The organism is Ruegeria sp. BG5, assembly GCF_056538425.1.
The window spans coordinates 197,440-212,733 of the sequence record NZ_JBQFTC010000005.1 but is presented as its reverse complement, the minus strand read 5'-3'; the positions used below and the strand labels follow the sequence as shown (position 1 = coordinate 212,733).

Annotated in this window: 15 protein-coding genes; 9 read left to right on the top strand and 6 right to left on the bottom strand. The window is 59.7% G+C overall.

Features of this window, described 5'->3' with window-relative positions; genetic code table 11:
* Positions 1 to 117 precede the first annotated feature (117 nt).
* The 5 genes from ACR0KX_RS15955 to ACR0KX_RS15935 all read left to right on the top strand — a co-directional run bounded on the left by ACR0KX_RS15955 (position 118) and on the right by ACR0KX_RS15935 (position 5,777).
* Complete coding sequence (locus ACR0KX_RS15955) at positions 118 to 546, top strand: hypothetical protein (protein ID WP_480708583.1); 429 nt, start codon at positions 118 to 120, stop codon at positions 544 to 546.
* Between the two features lie 237 nt (positions 547 to 783).
* Complete coding sequence (locus ACR0KX_RS15950) at positions 784 to 1,578, top strand: alpha/beta hydrolase family protein (protein ID WP_170624115.1); 795 nt, start codon at positions 784 to 786, stop codon at positions 1,576 to 1,578.
* A gap of 78 nt (positions 1,579 to 1,656) precedes the next feature.
* Positions 1,657 to 4,053, top strand: coding sequence for a phenylalanine--tRNA ligase subunit beta (pheT, locus tag ACR0KX_RS15945; RefSeq protein ID WP_480708582.1), 2,397 nt, complete (start codon positions 1,657 to 1,659; stop codon positions 4,051 to 4,053).
* Positions 4,054 to 4,303: 250 nt separating this feature from the next.
* Positions 4,304 to 5,263, top strand: coding sequence for a hypothetical protein (locus tag ACR0KX_RS15940; protein WP_480708581.1), 960 nt, complete (start codon positions 4,304 to 4,306; stop codon positions 5,261 to 5,263).
* A 64-nt stretch (positions 5,264 to 5,327) separates the two neighbouring features.
* Positions 5,328 to 5,777 (top strand): YtoQ family protein, encoded by a 450-nt coding sequence (locus tag ACR0KX_RS15935; protein ID WP_170453210.1) that lies wholly within the window; start codon positions 5,328 to 5,330, stop codon positions 5,775 to 5,777.
* A 51-nt stretch (positions 5,778 to 5,828) separates the two neighbouring features.
* On the opposite strand, the gene ACR0KX_RS15930 is transcribed toward ACR0KX_RS15935, so the two are convergent.
* Positions 5,829 to 6,527 (bottom strand): glutathione S-transferase N-terminal domain-containing protein, encoded by a 699-nt coding sequence (locus tag ACR0KX_RS15930; RefSeq protein ID WP_170453209.1) that lies wholly within the window; start codon positions 6,525 to 6,527, stop codon positions 5,829 to 5,831.
* Positions 6,528 to 6,743: 216 nt separating this feature from the next.
* Between ACR0KX_RS15930 and ACR0KX_RS15925 the strand changes: the two genes are divergently transcribed.
* Positions 6,744 to 7,550: a mechanosensitive ion channel domain-containing protein gene (locus tag ACR0KX_RS15925; protein WP_170453208.1), complete on the top strand. Its 807-nt coding sequence runs from the start codon at positions 6,744 to 6,746 to the stop codon at positions 7,548 to 7,550.
* Positions 7,551 to 7,740: 190 nt separating this feature from the next.
* Here ACR0KX_RS15925 and ald read toward each other — a convergent pair whose 3' ends face one another.
* Positions 7,741 to 8,859 carry an alanine dehydrogenase gene (ald, locus tag ACR0KX_RS15920; protein WP_170624109.1) on the bottom strand — a complete coding sequence of 373 codons (1,119 nt, stop codon included), beginning with the start codon at positions 8,857 to 8,859 and terminating at the stop codon, positions 7,741 to 7,743.
* A gap of 136 nt (positions 8,860 to 8,995) precedes the next feature.
* On the opposite strand from ald, the gene ACR0KX_RS15915 reads away from it, so the two are divergent.
* Positions 8,996 to 9,454, top strand: a complete 459-nt coding sequence (locus tag ACR0KX_RS15915) for an Lrp/AsnC family transcriptional regulator (protein WP_170453206.1) — start codon at positions 8,996 to 8,998, stop codon at positions 9,452 to 9,454.
* A gap of 3 nt (positions 9,455 to 9,457) precedes the next feature.
* Here ACR0KX_RS15915 and ACR0KX_RS15910 read toward each other — a convergent pair whose 3' ends face one another.
* The gene (locus tag ACR0KX_RS15910) at positions 9,458 to 10,297 is read right to left on the bottom strand and encodes a CPBP family intramembrane glutamic endopeptidase (protein ID WP_480708580.1); all 840 of its coding nucleotides are present in this window, start codon (positions 10,295 to 10,297) and stop codon (positions 9,458 to 9,460) included.
* Between the two features lie 256 nt (positions 10,298 to 10,553).
* Here ACR0KX_RS15910 and ppk2 point away from each other — a divergent pair, with 256 nt between their 5' ends.
* Positions 10,554 to 11,492 (top strand): polyphosphate kinase 2, encoded by a 939-nt coding sequence (ppk2, locus tag ACR0KX_RS15905; protein ID WP_170453205.1) that lies wholly within the window; start codon positions 10,554 to 10,556, stop codon positions 11,490 to 11,492.
* A gap of 50 nt (positions 11,493 to 11,542) precedes the next feature.
* On the opposite strand, the gene ACR0KX_RS15900 is transcribed toward ppk2, so the two are convergent.
* From ACR0KX_RS15900 to rpsU, 3 genes are all read right to left on the bottom strand, one after another.
* Positions 11,543 to 12,760 carry a CAP domain-containing protein gene (locus tag ACR0KX_RS15900; RefSeq protein WP_170624107.1) on the bottom strand — a complete coding sequence of 406 codons (1,218 nt, stop codon included), beginning with the start codon at positions 12,758 to 12,760 and terminating at the stop codon, positions 11,543 to 11,545.
* Positions 12,761 to 12,944: 184 nt separating this feature from the next.
* A complete protein-coding gene (locus tag ACR0KX_RS15895; protein WP_170624105.1) occupies positions 12,945 to 13,949 on the bottom strand; it encodes a CAP domain-containing protein in 1,005 nt (334 codons plus the stop codon).
* Between the two features lie 302 nt (positions 13,950 to 14,251).
* A complete protein-coding gene (gene rpsU / locus ACR0KX_RS15890) occupies positions 14,252 to 14,458 on the bottom strand; it encodes a 30S ribosomal protein S21 (RefSeq protein ID WP_005614280.1) in 207 nt (68 codons plus the stop codon).
* 111 nt (positions 14,459 to 14,569) lie between these two features.
* Between rpsU and ACR0KX_RS15885 the strand changes: the two genes are divergently transcribed.
* Positions 14,570 to 15,262: a COQ9 family protein gene (locus ACR0KX_RS15885; protein ID WP_170624103.1), complete on the top strand. Its 693-nt coding sequence runs from the start codon at positions 14,570 to 14,572 to the stop codon at positions 15,260 to 15,262.
* Positions 15,263 to 15,294 lie beyond the last annotated feature (32 nt).

The window sequence follows — 15,294 nt, the reverse complement described above, 5'->3', positions numbered from 1 at the left end:
TACTTGTGCCGGGAGCATGGGTCGTTTTGCGATAGTTCTGATGGTTATACGACAAATTGCCCGCTATGTTCTGCCGAGAGCAAATGTACTTGGGAAGTAAACCGAGTTGACCGCTCGTTGCAGATTCTTGGAAATGTACAAGCTCGATCACAAAGAGGTTTGGCGGTCGCGTCTGGGCTCCTTGGGGCTGCAAGTTTGGTTGGTTTGGCTGAAAAGATCACCGGATTGGGGATGCTCAAAAGCAGTGATCTTTTTGCACCCGGCCTATTGGTTGGGCTTTCTACACTTTTGATTGCGATCTGGCTCTACTTGCTTTCGATGAAGCACATGGATGTGACGGTTGATGGGCGATTTGAAAAACTCGAATTGAGCCAATGGGAGAAAAAGATCACTGGGTTCATCGGGCATGTTGAGCGACTACACACCTACGCCACTTATTTTCTCGGTGCTGCGATACTAACCTTTTCGTTAAGTCTTATTGTGCCGCCTGTTTGGGTTGAACTTGTAACCTATTGGTACAGGATAAATGGAAACATGGGTTTCTGAGTGCTGTTGCGCGGAGTAAAGGCCGATAGGCCGCCGCGCCATCGCCAGACCGCCCGCACGGGCTGGCGATTTGTCTGCGCCAGCGCTCCGTTTGAACCGCACACGGATTTGGCCAGCATAAAGTGCCCACCACAACCCAAGGATCGCCATCCCGCGGTCTGGCGATGGCGCGGCTTGTTACACTGTCCCACGGGGTTGTGACGTGACACGGCGCGCGGGCCGGGTAGGGTCGGGCGCATGATCTATCGACTACTCTGCCTTCTGTTGCTGACCGCCACCCAAGCCGCTGCTGTGGAGACCTGCCACGGCGATATTGCCTGTCAGGTCGGCGACCGCTCATACCATGTGCTGGAACCCGAGGGTTGGGATGGCGAAACGCCTCTGCCAGTGCTGCTGCATTTCCACGGCTGGGCGCGGCAGGGGACGGTGGTGGTGAACCATCAGCGCATTGCCGGGGCGACCAAGCTGCGCGGTGTGTTGCTGGTCGCCCCGAATGGGCTGGGCAAAAGCTGGGATTTCTGGACTTCGGACACCGACGACGTGCCCTTTGCCGACCGGGTGTTGAAGGACGTCGCCAAACGCTATCCGATTGATCCCGAACGCATCTATGTCTCGGGCTATTCCTTTGGCGGCGCGATGGCGTGGCGTTTTGCCTGCCAGTCGGGCGACGACATCGCCGCGCTGCTGGGCGTGGCCGGAACCATCCGTCAGACCGAGCACTGCCCGCAGGCCCCGCGTCAGGTGCGCCATGTGCATGGGACGGGTGACACGGTGATGGATTTCCCCTTTGGACCGGGCGGGGACACCACCTATCCGGTGGCGCTGTGGCGGGAAAAGTACAACTGCAACGGAGCGACCCCGGCCGGGGATTGGAGCGTGGTGCCGATCCTGACGCTCAGCCGGGTGGAATGGAGCGATTGCGCGAAAGGCCATGTGGTGCTGGACACCCATCCCGGCGGGCATTTCATCCCGCATGGCTGGATCGGGCGGCAGTTGGATGAGCTTTTGGGCCGCACCCCCAGCTATCCGTGACGCGCAGCGCTTGCACCCCGGCGCATTCTTTGCCATTGCCTGTGCCGACTGGATATCTGCCAAAAAAGGCCCTGAGCAATGAAATTCACTCTGTCCTGGCTGAAAGACCACCTCGACACTGACGCTTCGGTTGATGAGATCGCCGAGGCGCTGACCGATCTTGGCCTTGAGGTCGAAGAGATCGTGAACCCGGCGGATCGGCTGGCAGGCTTTACGCTGGGCTATGTGAAACATGCCGAGAAACACCCCGACGCCGACAAGCTGCGCGTCTGCAAGGTGGACACGGATGAGGGTGAGTTGCAGATCATCTGCGGTGCCCCCAACGCGCGCGAAGGCATCACCGTCGTGGTCTGCAAACCGGGCATGTATATCCCCGGTCTGGACCTGACCATCAGCGTCGGCAAGATCCGTGGCGTTGAAAGCTTTGGCATGATGGCCTCGGAACGTGAGTTGGAGCTGTCGGACGAGCATGACGGCATCATCGAGCTGCCCTCGGGCGAGGTCGGAGACCGGTTCGTCGACTGGCTGGCCGAGAATGAGCCGTCCAAGGTCGATACGATGATCGAGATCGCGATCACTCCGAACCGCCCCGATGCGCTGGGGGTCGAGGGGATTGCCCGCGATCTGGCCGCGCGCGGGATCGGGACGCTGAAACAGCGGGACTACACGCCGGTGCCCGGCGATTTCGACAGCCCGATCAAGGTGACGATTGACGATGACACGCTGGATGGTGCGCCGCATTTCACCGGGCGTCTGATCCGTGGCGTCAAGAACGGCCCTAGCCCGCAGTGGTTGCAGGACCAGTTGAAGGCGATCGGGCTGCGTCCGATCTCGGCCCTGGTGGATATCACCAACTATATGACCTTCGACCACAACCGCCCGCTGCACGTGTTCGACGCTGACAAGGTACAGGGCAACCTGCGGGTGCATCGCGCCAAAGGCGGCGAAAAGCTGGTGGCGCTGGATGAGAAAGAATACACGCTGCAGCCGGGCATGATGGTGATCTCGGATGACAAGGGCGCGGAGTCCATCGCCGGTATCATGGGCGGTGAGGAAACCGGCTGTACCGAAGAGACTGTGAACGTCTTTCTGGAAAGCGCGTTCTGGGATCATGTGCAGATCGCTCTGACCGGGCGGGCGCTTAAGATCAACTCGGATGCGCGCTATCGGTTCGAACGTGGTGTTGACCCGGACTACACGCTGGAAGGGTTGGAACACGCGACGCAGATGATTCTGGATATCTGCGGTGGCGAGGCGTCGAACGTGGTTCAGGCGGGCAAAGCGCCGAACCACGCGCGGGCCTACAAGCTGGATGCGGCGCGGGTGCAGTCTCTGGTCGGGATGGACATCGCCGAGAGCGAGCAGCGCCAGACCCTGACCCGCCTGGGCTTCCGCCTTGAGGGCGAGATGGCGCATGTGCCCAGCTGGCGGCCCGACATCATGGGCGAGGCCGATCTGGTGGAAGAGGTCGCGCGGATTGCATCCCTGACCAAGCTGCAGGGCAAGCCGCTGCCGCGCGTGACCGATGGTATCCCCAAGCCGGTGATGACCCCGGGACAGCGTCGCCAGTCAATGGCGCGTCGCACCTGCGCTGCGCTGGGCTATAACGAATGCGTCTCGTACACGTTCATCGATCAGGCCTCGGCGGCGCTGTTTGGTGGTGGCGATGATGCGACGCAGTTGGAAAACCCGATCTCGTCCGAGATGAGCCATATGCGCCCCGATCTGCTGCCCGGTCTGTTGCAGGCCGCTGCCCGCAATCAGGCACGTGGTTACGCAGATGTGGCCCTGTTCGAGGTTGGTCCGGTCTTCCATGACGGCGAGCCCGGCGATCAGAAAACCCAGATCACTGGCCTGCTGGTCGGTCGTAGCGGGCCCAAGGACGTGCACGGAGCCTCGCGCCCGGTGGACGTATTCGACGCCAAGGCGGATGCCGAGGCGGTGCTGGCCGCCATTGGCGCGCCCGCCAAGGTGCAGGTTCTGCGCGATGGCGATGCCTGGTGGCATCCGGGCCGTCACGGCAAGATCTGTCTGGGGCCAAAAAAGGTATTGGGCGTCTTTGGTGAACTGCACCCGCGCGTGTTGCAGGCGATGGACATCAAGGGCCCGGCGATGGCCTTTACCATCTGGCCGGATGAGGTGCCGCTGCCGCGCAAATCCGGTGCCACCCGTGCAGCCCTTGAACTGCGTGACCTGCAAGCGGTCGAGCGGGACTTTGCCTTTGTCGTGGATGAAGGCGTCGAGGCGCTGACGCTGGTGAACGCAGCGGCAGGTGCGGACAAGGCGCTGATCGAGGATGTGCGCGTCTTTGACGAGTTCATTGGCGGCAGTGTGGGTGAGGGTAAGAAATCGCTGGCCATCACCGTGCGTTTGCAGCCGACGGATGCGACGCTGAAGGAGAGAGACATCGAAGCGGTGGCTGAAAAGATCATCGCCAAGGTCACCAAGGCCACAGGCGGCGTTCTGCGCGGCTGACCGTCTCCGACATGACCCGACAAAAGCGCGCCATCCGGCGCGCTTTTTTATTGTGGCGAAACGGCAACACCTGAAAGCGCCTCGAAACAAAGGGTTGAGCAGAATCACCCTCGGCCCCTACATCCGGCCCCCTGACGCAATCAAACTTCGGAGTCTGCCAGATGCCAGATCCCAGCCCCGCGCAAGCGATGCCCCATATCTGATTGCCCGCCGGGTCTTCGGCGGGTGTGTTTCCCGTTGGAGAGCTGTCATGAAACGCCAAGACATCTCGATGATCCGGCAGATTCTGCCGCAAGAGATGCCCTTTCCTTACTATCCCGACCGGCAGAGCCCATGGTTGCTTGGCCAGGTCATGGATGCCGAGGCCCCGGTCTCGACCCTGAAGCAATCGGGACTGTCCCGTTTGCTGTCACGCCCGCTGTTGGCACCGATGGTTGCACAGTGCGGTGGCGTGCTGCGGCGGCATGATGTGCTGGCGGTGGCCCATGCGGACCGTGCAATGCGGTTTGACGGTCTGAGCCCGGCTGCGCTGTCGGGGCTGGAGGTTGCCTATCAATCCCAGTGGATGGATTTCTGCCTCAGCTTCGACTGCTGGTCTGGCGAGCAGACTACGCGCAAGGCGCATAACCTTGTCGTGCAGTTGGGGTTCCCGACCGAACATGCCGCGCTGCTGTGGAAATACGAACAGCGCTGTGCTGTTGGTGCATATCAAAGCTGCTGGCATCCGGTCCGGACCGAAGGTCGTCCGACCCTTGCCTGGTGCCGTCTGGACGTCGATCTGACCAGCGGCCATTGCCTGATTGAAGAGGTTCAATCGGACTGGTTGCGCTTTGTCGGTCGTGCGCGGCAACGGTTGGAAAACCGCGCGCCACGCTCGCGCGAATTGCGGCTGACCTCGGAATATGAGCAGGCGCTGCGGCGGAAATACGCGAAAATCTGGGCTGAGGTGATGATGCTGGCGGTTCTGATGCTGCTGCGCGAAGAATTTGCCGTGCGCACCGTCTGGATGCATCAGCCCGGTCCGGGCGCAAAGCTGAAGGCGATCACCTGGGGCCGGATGCCGCCGCGGTCGATCTACACCAAACTGCCCCGCAGTTTCGGGTTCGAACCAACGCGCGAAACTCCGCCCTTTTTGGGCAGCAAGCAACGCAGTGCGGCCCGCAGGGTGGCTCGGTACGATCAGCCGGTATTCTGGCGCTTGTCGTTCTGAGCGACCCCTTGGGTTGCGCGCCCTTTCGAACTAGGGTCGCAGCAAGAAATCAAAGGAGGCACCCATGGGCCTGAATGTCTATCTTTCCGGAGAAATCCACACCGATTGGCGTGAGCAAATCATTGAAGGGGCGCAGGGGCTGGATGTCACGTTCAACAGCCCGGTCACCGATCATGCCGCCAGCGATGATTGCGGGGTCGCCATCCTTGGGGCCGAGCCGAACAAGTATTGGCATGACCACAAGGGCGCAATGGTCAACGCCATCCGCACCCGCAAGGGCATCGCGGATGCCGATGTGGTCGTGGTGCGGTTTGGCGACAAGTACAAACAGTGGAACGCGGCCTTTGACGCGGGCTATGCCGCCGCGCTGGGCAAGTCACTGATCGTGCTGCACGGCCCCGATCACCAACATGCCCTGAAAGAGGTCGATGCCGCCGCCCTGGCGGTTGCGGAAGACCCCCGACAGGTGGTGGAGATCCTGCGCTATGTCCTGACCGGCAAGTTGCCGGGCTAAGGTTAAACATCCGGTGGATGCCTGTGACGGGCATCCACCAGTTGCGTTCACTTAGTCACGTGCAGGTGTAACCAGTCCTTTTTGCACCGCAGGTCGGTCCAGAAACCGTTCCAGATAGGGCGCAAGATGGGCGTGGTCATCCCATCCCAGCAGGTCTTTGGCGCCGTAGAAGTCCAACCCGCGCAGCCAGGGTGCGATGGCGATATCGGCAATCGAGTACTCACCGGCAATCCAGTCCTGCCCGTCAAGTTGGGTGTTCAGCACGTTCAGCAGGCGCTTGGCTTCGTTCACGTAACGCTCGCGCGGGCGGGGGTCTTCGATCTCGCTGCCAGCAAATTTGTAGAAATATCCAAGCTGCCCGAACATCGGGCCGATGCCGCCCATCTGGAACATCAGCCATTGGGTGACGCGATGCTTGTCCGCTGCGGTTTGTCCTATGAACTGGCCGGTTTTCTCGGCCAGATACAGCAGGATCGCACCGCTTTCGAACAGGCCTAAGGGTTCGCCATCGGGGCCGTTGGGGTCGATGATCGCAGGGATCTTGTTGTTGGGGTTCAGCGACAGGAACGCGGGGCTTTTCACGTCGGCATCGGCCAGAGTGACCTTGTGCGCCTCATAAGGCAGGCCGGTTTCTTCCAGCATGATCGACGCCTTGACGCCGTTTGGTGTGGGGAAGGAATAGAGTTGGATTCTGTCAGGGAACTGCGCAGGCCAACGGGTCATGATCGGGTGTGTTTCGGCATCCAGCATTGAGGGGGCTCCTGTTTTGGATATCGTCAAACCTAGGCAGCACAGCGCGATCTTGAAAGCCCCTGCCAGTGTGCAAAGCCGGTCAGCGCCTGTTTGCTGGTGAACAACGGGGAAATCCCGCGCAACTCGCACCTAGACCAAAACGCGGTTTTGCCTCACAATTTGGCCAATCCCGCGCATAAGACGCGGGTTTCTTGTTGGACAAAGGAGATGCGCGTGGATGAGGTCGTAACACAGGTGGGTGCATTTGCGCCTGTGATCATGAACGCGGTGAAGGCACTGATCGTTCTGATCATCGGTTGGATTGTTGCGGGTATGATTGCTGGCGTCGTGCGGCGTCGGATCAACGCGACCCCGCATATTGACCCGACGCTTGGCAATTTCATGGCCAGCCTGGTCAAATGGGCCATTCTGGCGATGGTCCTGGTGGCTGTGCTGGGGATTTTCGGGATCGAAGCCACAAGCATCGTCGCCATTCTGGGTGCTGCATCGCTGGCGATTGGTCTGGCGCTGCAAGGGACACTCAGCGATCTGGCCGCAGGCGTGATGCTGGTGGTTTTCCGGCCCTATAAGCTGGGCCAATACGTGGATATTGGCGGAACAGCCGGGACGGTCAAAGACCTGAACCTGTTCACGACCGAGCTGGTGACGCCGGACAATGTGCAGATCATTGTGCCAAACGGGCAGGCCTGGGGCTCGGTCATCACCAACTACTCGGCCCATGACACGCGTCGCGTCGATCTGGTCTTTGGGATTGATTATGGTGACAGCGCCGATGAGGCGATGAAGATCATTCTGGACGTTGCGAACGCGGATGAGCGCATTCACAAGGACCCGGAACCCTGGGTGCGTGTGACCAATCTGGGTGACAGCTCGGTTGACCTGACGGCGCGCCTGTGGTGCGCGGCAGCGGATTATTGGGATGTGAAGTTCGAACTGACCAAGACGATCAAGGAAGCCTTCGACGCCAAGGGCGTGTCGATCCCCTATCCGCATTCGGTGGAGATCCAGAAACAGGGCTAAGGCCTCCCGCCCGTCGTTCGGGCATTCAAAATGCCCTCCTCCCGTTGGGCCCGGCGCCGCACCTTCGTGCGGCGCCTTTTCTGTTGTGCGGAACGATACGCCAAAAACGCAAAAGCCGCGCCCGAAGGCGCGGCCTGGCCCAACGCTGGAACTCGCCCGCATCAGCGGGCGCTTTCAGCGGCGGGAGAACTCAGGACTTGATGACAACGTTGGGAGAGACGACATCAATGCCCAGAGCTTTGCCAACCGCATAATAGGTCAGTTGACCGGCGTGTACGTTCAGACCGTTCAGCAGGTGCGGATCGTCCTGACACGCTTGCTTCCAGCCCTTGTCGGCCAGTGCCAGCATGAACGGCATCGTTGCGTTCCCCAGCGCGATGGTAGAGGTCCGCGCAACCGCGCCTGGCATGTTGGCAACGCAATAGTGCATGATGCCATCCACGTCGTAGATCGGGTCAGCATGGGTGGTCGCCTTCGAGGTTTCAAAGCAGCCGCCCTGGTCGATGGCCACGTCCACCAGAACTGCGCCGGGCTTCATGGTCGACAGTTGCGCGCGCGATACCAGCTTGGGTGCTTCGGCACCGGGGATCAGAACCGCGCCGATAACCATGTCGGCGGTCTGGATCAGTTCAGCCGTCGCGCCAGCGGTCGAGTACTGGTTCTTGAAGGTGCGGCCAAAGACGTCGTCCAGATAGCGCAGACGCGGCAGCGAGCGGTCCAGGATGGTGACATCCGCGCCCATACCTGCTGCGATCTTGGCTGCGTGCGTGCCAACAACACCACCGCCGATCACCACAACCTTGGCCGGGCCAACGCCTGGAACGCCGCCCATCAGAACGCCGCGGCCACCATTGGCCTTTTGCAACGTCCACGAGCCGACCTGCGGGGCCAGACGACCGGCAACCTCGGACATCGGGGCCAGCAGCGGCAGGCCGCCATTGCGGTCGGTCACGGTTTCATAGGCAATCGCGGTGCAGCCCGACTCCAGCAGGTCACGGGTCTGATCCGGATCGGGGGCCAGGTGCAGATAGGTGAACAGCAGCTGGCCTTCGCGCAGCATCTTGCGCTCGACCGCCTGCGGTTCCTTGACCTTGACGATCATGTCCGCCGTTGCAAACACCTCGGCTGCGGTGTCGACGATGCTGGCACCGGCTGCCACGTAATCTTCATTGGCAAAGCCGGATCCCAGACCTGCGCCGGTTTCGATGATGACCTCATGGCCGCGCGCGATGGCTTCCTGTGCGGCGTTGGGTGTCATGCCGACACGGAATTCCTGAGGTTTGATTTCCTTGGGGCAACCGATTTTCATTTTGGCTCTCCGTTCATAAACTGCTCAAATTATGTGCATTACGTTACGCAATTTTTGTGAAACAATGCCCGCCAATGGATTTTCTTTCGAAAGAATCTCCTGCAATAGGGCAAAACCTTGCAATGGATGTGCGTGAATGAGCTTGGATACGACTGATCGTAAGATTCTTGCCGCTCTGCAAAAGAACGGCCGCCTTTCGAATGCGGGCCTGTCCGAGATGGTGAATCTGTCGCCGTCAGCTTGCCATCGTCGCGTACAGCGATTGGAACTTGAAGGGTACATTCGAAATTACGTTGCGTTGCTGAACGCCCGGAAGATGAATGTGCCGACAACCGTGTTTGTCGAGATCACATTGCAGGGTCAGGCCGAAGAGGTTCTGAACGCGTTCGAAAAGGCCGTGGCCCGCATTCCGGATGTGCTGGAATGCCATCTGATGGCCGGGACGGCGGATTACCTGTTGAAAGTTGTGGCCGAAAACACCGAGGATTTTGCGCGCATCCACCGCCAATATCTGTCCCGTCTTCCGGGTGTGGCGCAGATGCAGAGCTCGTTTGCCCTGCGGACCGTTTTCAAAACCACGGCCCTGCCGGTTTAGGCCTCAGGCCGGACCCGGATAGGTGAAAAACGCCAGATGCACGAAATTGAACGCAAAATGCATCGCAATCGGAACCCACAGCCGACCCGTAGCGGCATAGGCGCTGCCCACGCCCACACCAAGTAGCGTCGCAAAGACCACCAGGGCCGGACCGCCGCCGGAATGGACCAGCCCGAACAGCAGGCTCGCCGAAGCTATCCCTCCGGCTGTTCCCAGTTTGGAACTCAGGATGGATTGCAGGTAGCCGCGAAAAAACGCCTCTTCCGCGATGCAGGTCAGGAACAGGTTTGAAAGCGCGAAGAGCAACCACCACGGCGGCAGGCCCATTTCCGGCTGAACCGCGCCAGAGACTACAGCAGCCGCTATCAGCAACGGCAGCAAAGCACACCCGGCGGCAAGCAGCGCGACATTGGTTTTACGTGCGACCCCAAGCATCCCCGGCCAGGCCAGCAGGACCGCGAACACCACCATCGGTTTGTCGAGGTTCAGATGCATCGTGAATGCGGCGCTGTTTGCTCCGGCATGAACGGCATCCAGAACGCGCAGGTTGTTGAAGCCGGGTATCAAATGCGCCCCCAGGGCCAGACACCACAGGATCAGCAACACGTGCCCGACAACCGCACCCCATCCCGTCAGGCGGGGCAGGATGGGCGCGCCGATCAGCCCCAGCGCGACAACTGCAACCGCCAGCGGCGTCATCAGGTCTGTGACCGAGGCGACGCTGGCAAACAACACCAACAACGCCAAACCAACGCTCATGCGCCCCGACACCGCTGTGACCAGCGCTGCAATCAGGATCAACCAGGGCCAGATCGCGGGAAGAATGGAAAATACGTACGCCAATTCTATCTCTTCATGTCAACGACCTCAGTGATGTACAGAAATGCAAGACCGACTCAAGATTTCCGACCTGCTTTTTGGGTCAAGCTGTTCAGATTGCGGCAATTCTGACGCTTGTATCCCCGGCCCGCGCGGGTCAAACTTGTGCAAAGGGTCGCAAAGCCGCCCGGACCCGGTGTAGGTTCGGGCAGGCTCATCGTGTCATCAATTTGTCCGATGACATCAGGCGGTTACACACAGCCGATACGGTCCGCACCCGATGACCAAAAAGGAACAGACTTTGGCATATGAAAACGATGACGCCCCCAAAGACTGGCTGGAAGCCGAACTGGAAGACACGCTGGACGAAGATTTCGAGATCGAATTCAGCGAGCCAATGCTGTCGATGGAAGTCCGCAAGATCTACAAGGATCAGCATCCGGACATGCTGGACCGCAAGGTCTATTTCCGCAACCTGCTGCGCCTTCAGGCCGAGCTGATCAAGGTTCAGGATTGGGTGCAGCATACCGGCGCCAAGGTCTGCATTCTGTTCGAAGGCCGCGACAGCGCGGGCAAGGGGGGCGTGATCAAACGGATCACCCAGCGTCTGAATCCCCGTGTTGCGCGCGTGGTTGCCCTGCCTGCACCCAGCCGCCGCGAGCAGAGCCAGTGGTATTTCCAGCGCTACGTCCCGCATTTGCCCGCCGCCGGAGAGATCGTGTTCTTCGACCGCTCATGGTACAACCGCGCGGGTGTCGAGCGGGTCATGGGCTTTGCCACCGAAGATCAGGTGGAACAGTTCTTTCAGGACGTTCCCGAATTCGAACGGATGCTGGTGCGGTCGGGGATCATCCTGCTGAAATACTGGTTCTCGATCACGGATGAGGAACAGCAGTTGCGATTCCTCATGCGCATCCACGACCCGATGAAACAGTGGAAACTGTCCCCTATGGATCTGGAATCCCGCATCCGCTGGGAGGCCTACACCAAGGCCAAAGAGGATATGTTCTTCCGCACCAACATCTCTGAGGCGCCGTGGTACATCGTTGAAGGCAACGACAAGAAACGCGAGCGGTTGAACTGTATCGAGCATCTGCTGACTAAGATCCCCTACACGGATGTGCCGCAGGAAAAGGTCAACCTGCCGGATCGCCGCTACAACCCCGACTACGAACGCCGCGTCCTGCCGGACGAGCTTCACGTTCCCAAAATCTATTGAAACGAAACGCCCCATGTTTGGGGCGTTTCTTGTTTGGGTGTTGGGGGTGATCAGAAGATAAAATCATCCCGGCCGAGATCGGCCAACAGTGTATCCTCAAGTATCAGCCTGTTGCCCAAACCGTCATTGATCACAACGTCGTCGCCGGATTGGGTCATGTGGTTGTTCCTGAGGTCAGAGTAGCCGGTTATCGGGTCGGCAAACTTAAGGACGATCCTATCGACGTCTTGGAAGTCGGTGATCCGGTCAGTGCCTGGCCTGAACACGAAACTGTCCGCGCCACCCCCGCCAGTCATTATGTCGTTGCCGACGTTACCGGCCAGAATATCGTTACCGCCGCCCCCGACCAGCGTGTCATTGCCCTGTCCGCCCCTGAGAATATCCGAACCGGTTCCACCTTTCAGTACGTCGTTACCATTTCCGCCGTCCAGTGTGTCCGACCCTCGTCCACCATCCAGTGTATCAGATCCGAAACTTCCAAACAGTCGGTCGTTCTGATACCCGCCGAAAATTCTGTCATTGCCATGCCCACCGTCAAGGAGGTCTGCGCCATTGTTTCCGCCTAGCGTGTCATCGCCAGAGTTGCCGTATACTCTGTCGTTACCGCCTTGGCCTTTCAGGTTGTCATGGCCGGACCCGCCGACGAGGACGTCCCTTCCGTTTTGGCCGGTCAAAGTGTCATTGCCGCCTTTGCCTTCAAGTCGCCCCGCAGTTCCTGCTGCCAAGACAAAGATATCGTCTTGACTATCCCCGACAGTCCCCGGCGAGACAGTGCTAGGCTTGGGCGTAACAGGACCGGGCGAGGTGCCAGTATCCAACTGCACCGGAGCGGATGTGCGCGCGAAGTTCTGGGTGACAATGACAGCGTCCCAGCCCTGGAAATTCCCGATCTCGATCCCGATGCCGATATATTCGAAATCGGGATTCAGGATGTTGGCGCGGTGGCCAGGGCTGTCCATCAGGCTTTGGTGCAATTGCGCGACATCATCAGCGGCCCCGCTGGCGCCCCGTTCGGATTGCCACGCGATGTTTTCGCCGGATCGCCAGTTGCCTGTGAAGTCAAACCCTGCGTCTCGCATCCGTTGTGTGGCGCTGGATCCGCCAGCACCGGTGTGACTGAAGATATCCCTTTGAAGCATCCACTCGCTGTGGTCCTCGGCAGACTCATTCAGCTGCAGTTCAAGTTGCAGAGGATTAAGGCCACGTTTTGTGCGTTCTTCGTTGATAAGCCTGAGCATCTGACGTTCAAGATTGCTGGCGCTGGACATGATTCTGCCTCCGGTTGATTGTGTAATTTTGTGGGGACATTAGTGGCGAGACTTTGGCGAAATAAAGCCGCAGGTCGGGCTGTTCCGCCGGCTGAGCGAATTGTTACCAGCCATTGTCGGGGTCTGTGCAGAAACTCGCGCAGAAGCGGGGCGTGTTGGGCCCCGCCACATCATTTTTTCGCGATCAGGCAGCGTCCATCATGCAGCCCGGTTCAAAGGGCGTGAACACCAGCATGTCATCGTCATCGCCCAAGTCCGCCATGGGGTCCGAAGGTGTGTTGTCGGTGCTTGGGTCGGGCATCAGCAGCAGGTCGTTGTCCGTTCCGGCGTCTACGGTCTGTGTGTCCGGCAGTTCGATGTCGATCCAGTCAAAGTCGTCGATCAAGGCCAGAACTTCGTTCACGAATTGCTCGATCGCAGCAAGGAACGCTTCGACGTCAAAGGTGTATTCATCCGTGGGCTCGGGCGTATCGGGTTGCTCGGCAACGTCGGGGTCCTCGGGCGCGACCGGCGCGTCGGGGTCTTCCGCCACATCAGGTGTTTCAGGCTCGACCGGCGTGTCCGGGTCGTCGGTCACGTCTGGCGTATCAACCACGTCCGGTGTGTCGGGTGTGTCGGGTGTATCAGCCACGTCAGGAGTATCTGGTAGATCTGGCGTATCAGGCGCGTCGGGCGTATCCGGTGCGTCCGGGACATCCGGGATGACAGGTGGCGGGGTCGGGGCCGAGCCCGTGTCCAGCACAACCGTGCCATCCGTGGTGGCAAAGTTCTGTGTGACCATCACGGCGTCAAAGCCTTGCATGTCCCCGGTCTCGATACCGATCCCGATATATTCGAAATCCGGATTCAGGATGTTGGCGCGGTGGCCGGGGCTGTTCATCAGATTCTGATGCAGCTGTGCGACATCGTCACTGATCCCCGGCGCACCACGTTCCGATTGCCAGGCGATGTTCTCGCCCGTGCGCCAGCTACCCGACAGATCGAATCCGGCATCCTCCATCCGCTGTGTCGCGCTGGACCCGCCCGAACCGGTATGGCTGAAGATATCGCGATCCAGCATCCATTCGCTGTGATCCTCGGATGATGCGTTCAGCCGCGTTTCCAATTGCAGCGGATTCAGTCCGCGGGATGTGCGCTCTTGATTGATCAGCGCGAGCATTTCTCGCTCGATATTGCTTGCAGTCGACATTGTAGCCTCCGTTTTTTGATGTGTCGTCTTGGGTGACGGGAGGCTGATACAAAGACCCGCAACGCGGCCGATAGCGGCGCTGAGCAATCAGGCGAATTTGGGCAGGCCCGCGCTACCGATGCGGGATTCGTTGCGCTGCAAAATGCCGGGCAAAATCCTGCCGGGGGCGAAATGGCAGCTTGCCGCACAGCCGCCATGTTCGAGTCGGCGAAATGAGACCGGTCCTGAAAACGACAAACCCCCGGGCGATGCCTCGGGGGTCGTCAAATAGTGTCATCCAAAGCTGGACGAGACCAAAGGTTTTAGAGCAAACCTTCGCGCTGTGCTTTCTTACGTGCCAGTTTACGGGCACGGCGGATCGCTTCAGCCTTCTCGCGCGCTTTTTTCTCGGACGGTTTCTCGAAATGTTGCTTCAGCTTCATTTCACGGAACACGCCTTCGCGCTGCAGCTTTTTCTTCAGGGCACGAAGCGCCTGATCGACGTTATTGTCGCGAACACTAACCTGCATGTGGTTGTCACCACCTTTCTAGATAGAGTTGCAAGGAAATTGCAGGAGTTGGCCGTATAGCAAAGCCGTTCTAACTTGTCTAGTACTGGCCCCGAACACCGGAGAACCGCCATGACAGTGACTTATGAAGACGCAAAACAGCAACTTCTGGACGCGATGCTGATCCACGTGCCGTTTGACGGCTGGTCCGAAACCAGCTTTCGCGCGGCGATCGCCGATTGCGATCTGGATGACGGTCTGGCCCGGGCGATCTGCCCGCGCGGCGCGGTTGATCTGGCGCTGGCCTATCATGCGCGCGGCGATCAGATGATGCTGGACCGGATCAAGTCCGAAGACCTCAGCGCGCTTAAGTTCCGCGAAAAGGTCGCCGCTGCCGTTCGGTTCCGGCTGGAAGCGGTCGAGGATAAGGAACTGGTCCGCCGGGGTATGACGCTATTTTCGCTGCCGATACATGCGGGCGAGGGGGCCAAGGCGGTCTGGCAGACCTGCGATCTGATATGGGATGCGCTGGGCGATACATCGGATCACGTGAACTGGTACACCAAGCGGGCGACGCTGTCGGGGGTCTATTCCTCGACCCTGCTGTTCTGGCTGGGGGACGATTCGCCCGATCACCACAAAACGTGGGAGTTTCTGGACCGACGCATTGGCGACGTGATGCAGTTCGAAAAGCTCAAGGCGCAGGTGAACAGTAATCCGCTGTTCAAGCCGTTTCTGGCGGTGCCGAACTGGCTGGCCGGTCATGTGAAGGCTCCGGTAAAGATGCGGGCCGATCTGCCGGGTCTGTTGAACCCTCGCAAGTAGTCAACGCTTGGCCTTTGGCCGGTTGACAGCTA

Excerpts from the sequence above, each read along its gene's own strand:
- ACR0KX_RS15950 (WP_170624115.1), top strand. The coding sequence starts at position 784 with ATGATCTATCGACTACTCTGCCTTCTGTTGCTGACCGCCACCCAAGCC.
- pheT (WP_480708582.1), top strand. The coding sequence starts at position 1,657 with ATGAAATTCACTCTGTCCTGGCTGAAAGACCACCTCGACACTGACGCT.
- ACR0KX_RS15900 (WP_170624107.1), bottom strand. The coding sequence starts at position 12,760 with ATGTCCAGCGCCAGCAATCTTGAACGTCAGATGCTCAGGCTTATCAAC.
- ppk2 (WP_170453205.1), top strand. The coding sequence starts at position 10,554 with ATGACCAAAAAGGAACAGACTTTGGCATATGAAAACGATGACGCCCCC.
- ald (WP_170624109.1), bottom strand. The coding sequence starts at position 8,859 with ATGAAAATCGGTTGCCCCAAGGAAATCAAACCTCAGGAATTCCGTGTC.
- ACR0KX_RS15930 (WP_170453209.1), bottom strand. The coding sequence starts at position 6,527 with ATGCTGGATGCCGAAACACACCCGATCATGACCCGTTGGCCTGCGCAG.
- ACR0KX_RS15940 (WP_480708581.1), top strand. The coding sequence starts at position 4,304 with ATGAAACGCCAAGACATCTCGATGATCCGGCAGATTCTGCCGCAAGAG.
- ACR0KX_RS15915 (WP_170453206.1), top strand. The coding sequence starts at position 8,996 with ATGAGCTTGGATACGACTGATCGTAAGATTCTTGCCGCTCTGCAAAAG.
- ACR0KX_RS15895 (WP_170624105.1), bottom strand. The coding sequence starts at position 13,949 with ATGTCGACTGCAAGCAATATCGAGCGAGAAATGCTCGCGCTGATCAAT.
- ACR0KX_RS15885 (WP_170624103.1), top strand. The coding sequence starts at position 14,570 with ATGACAGTGACTTATGAAGACGCAAAACAGCAACTTCTGGACGCGATG.
- ACR0KX_RS15935 (WP_170453210.1), top strand. The coding sequence starts at position 5,328 with ATGGGCCTGAATGTCTATCTTTCCGGAGAAATCCACACCGATTGGCGT.
- rpsU (WP_005614280.1), bottom strand. The coding sequence starts at position 14,458 with ATGCAGGTTAGTGTTCGCGACAATAACGTCGATCAGGCGCTTCGTGCC.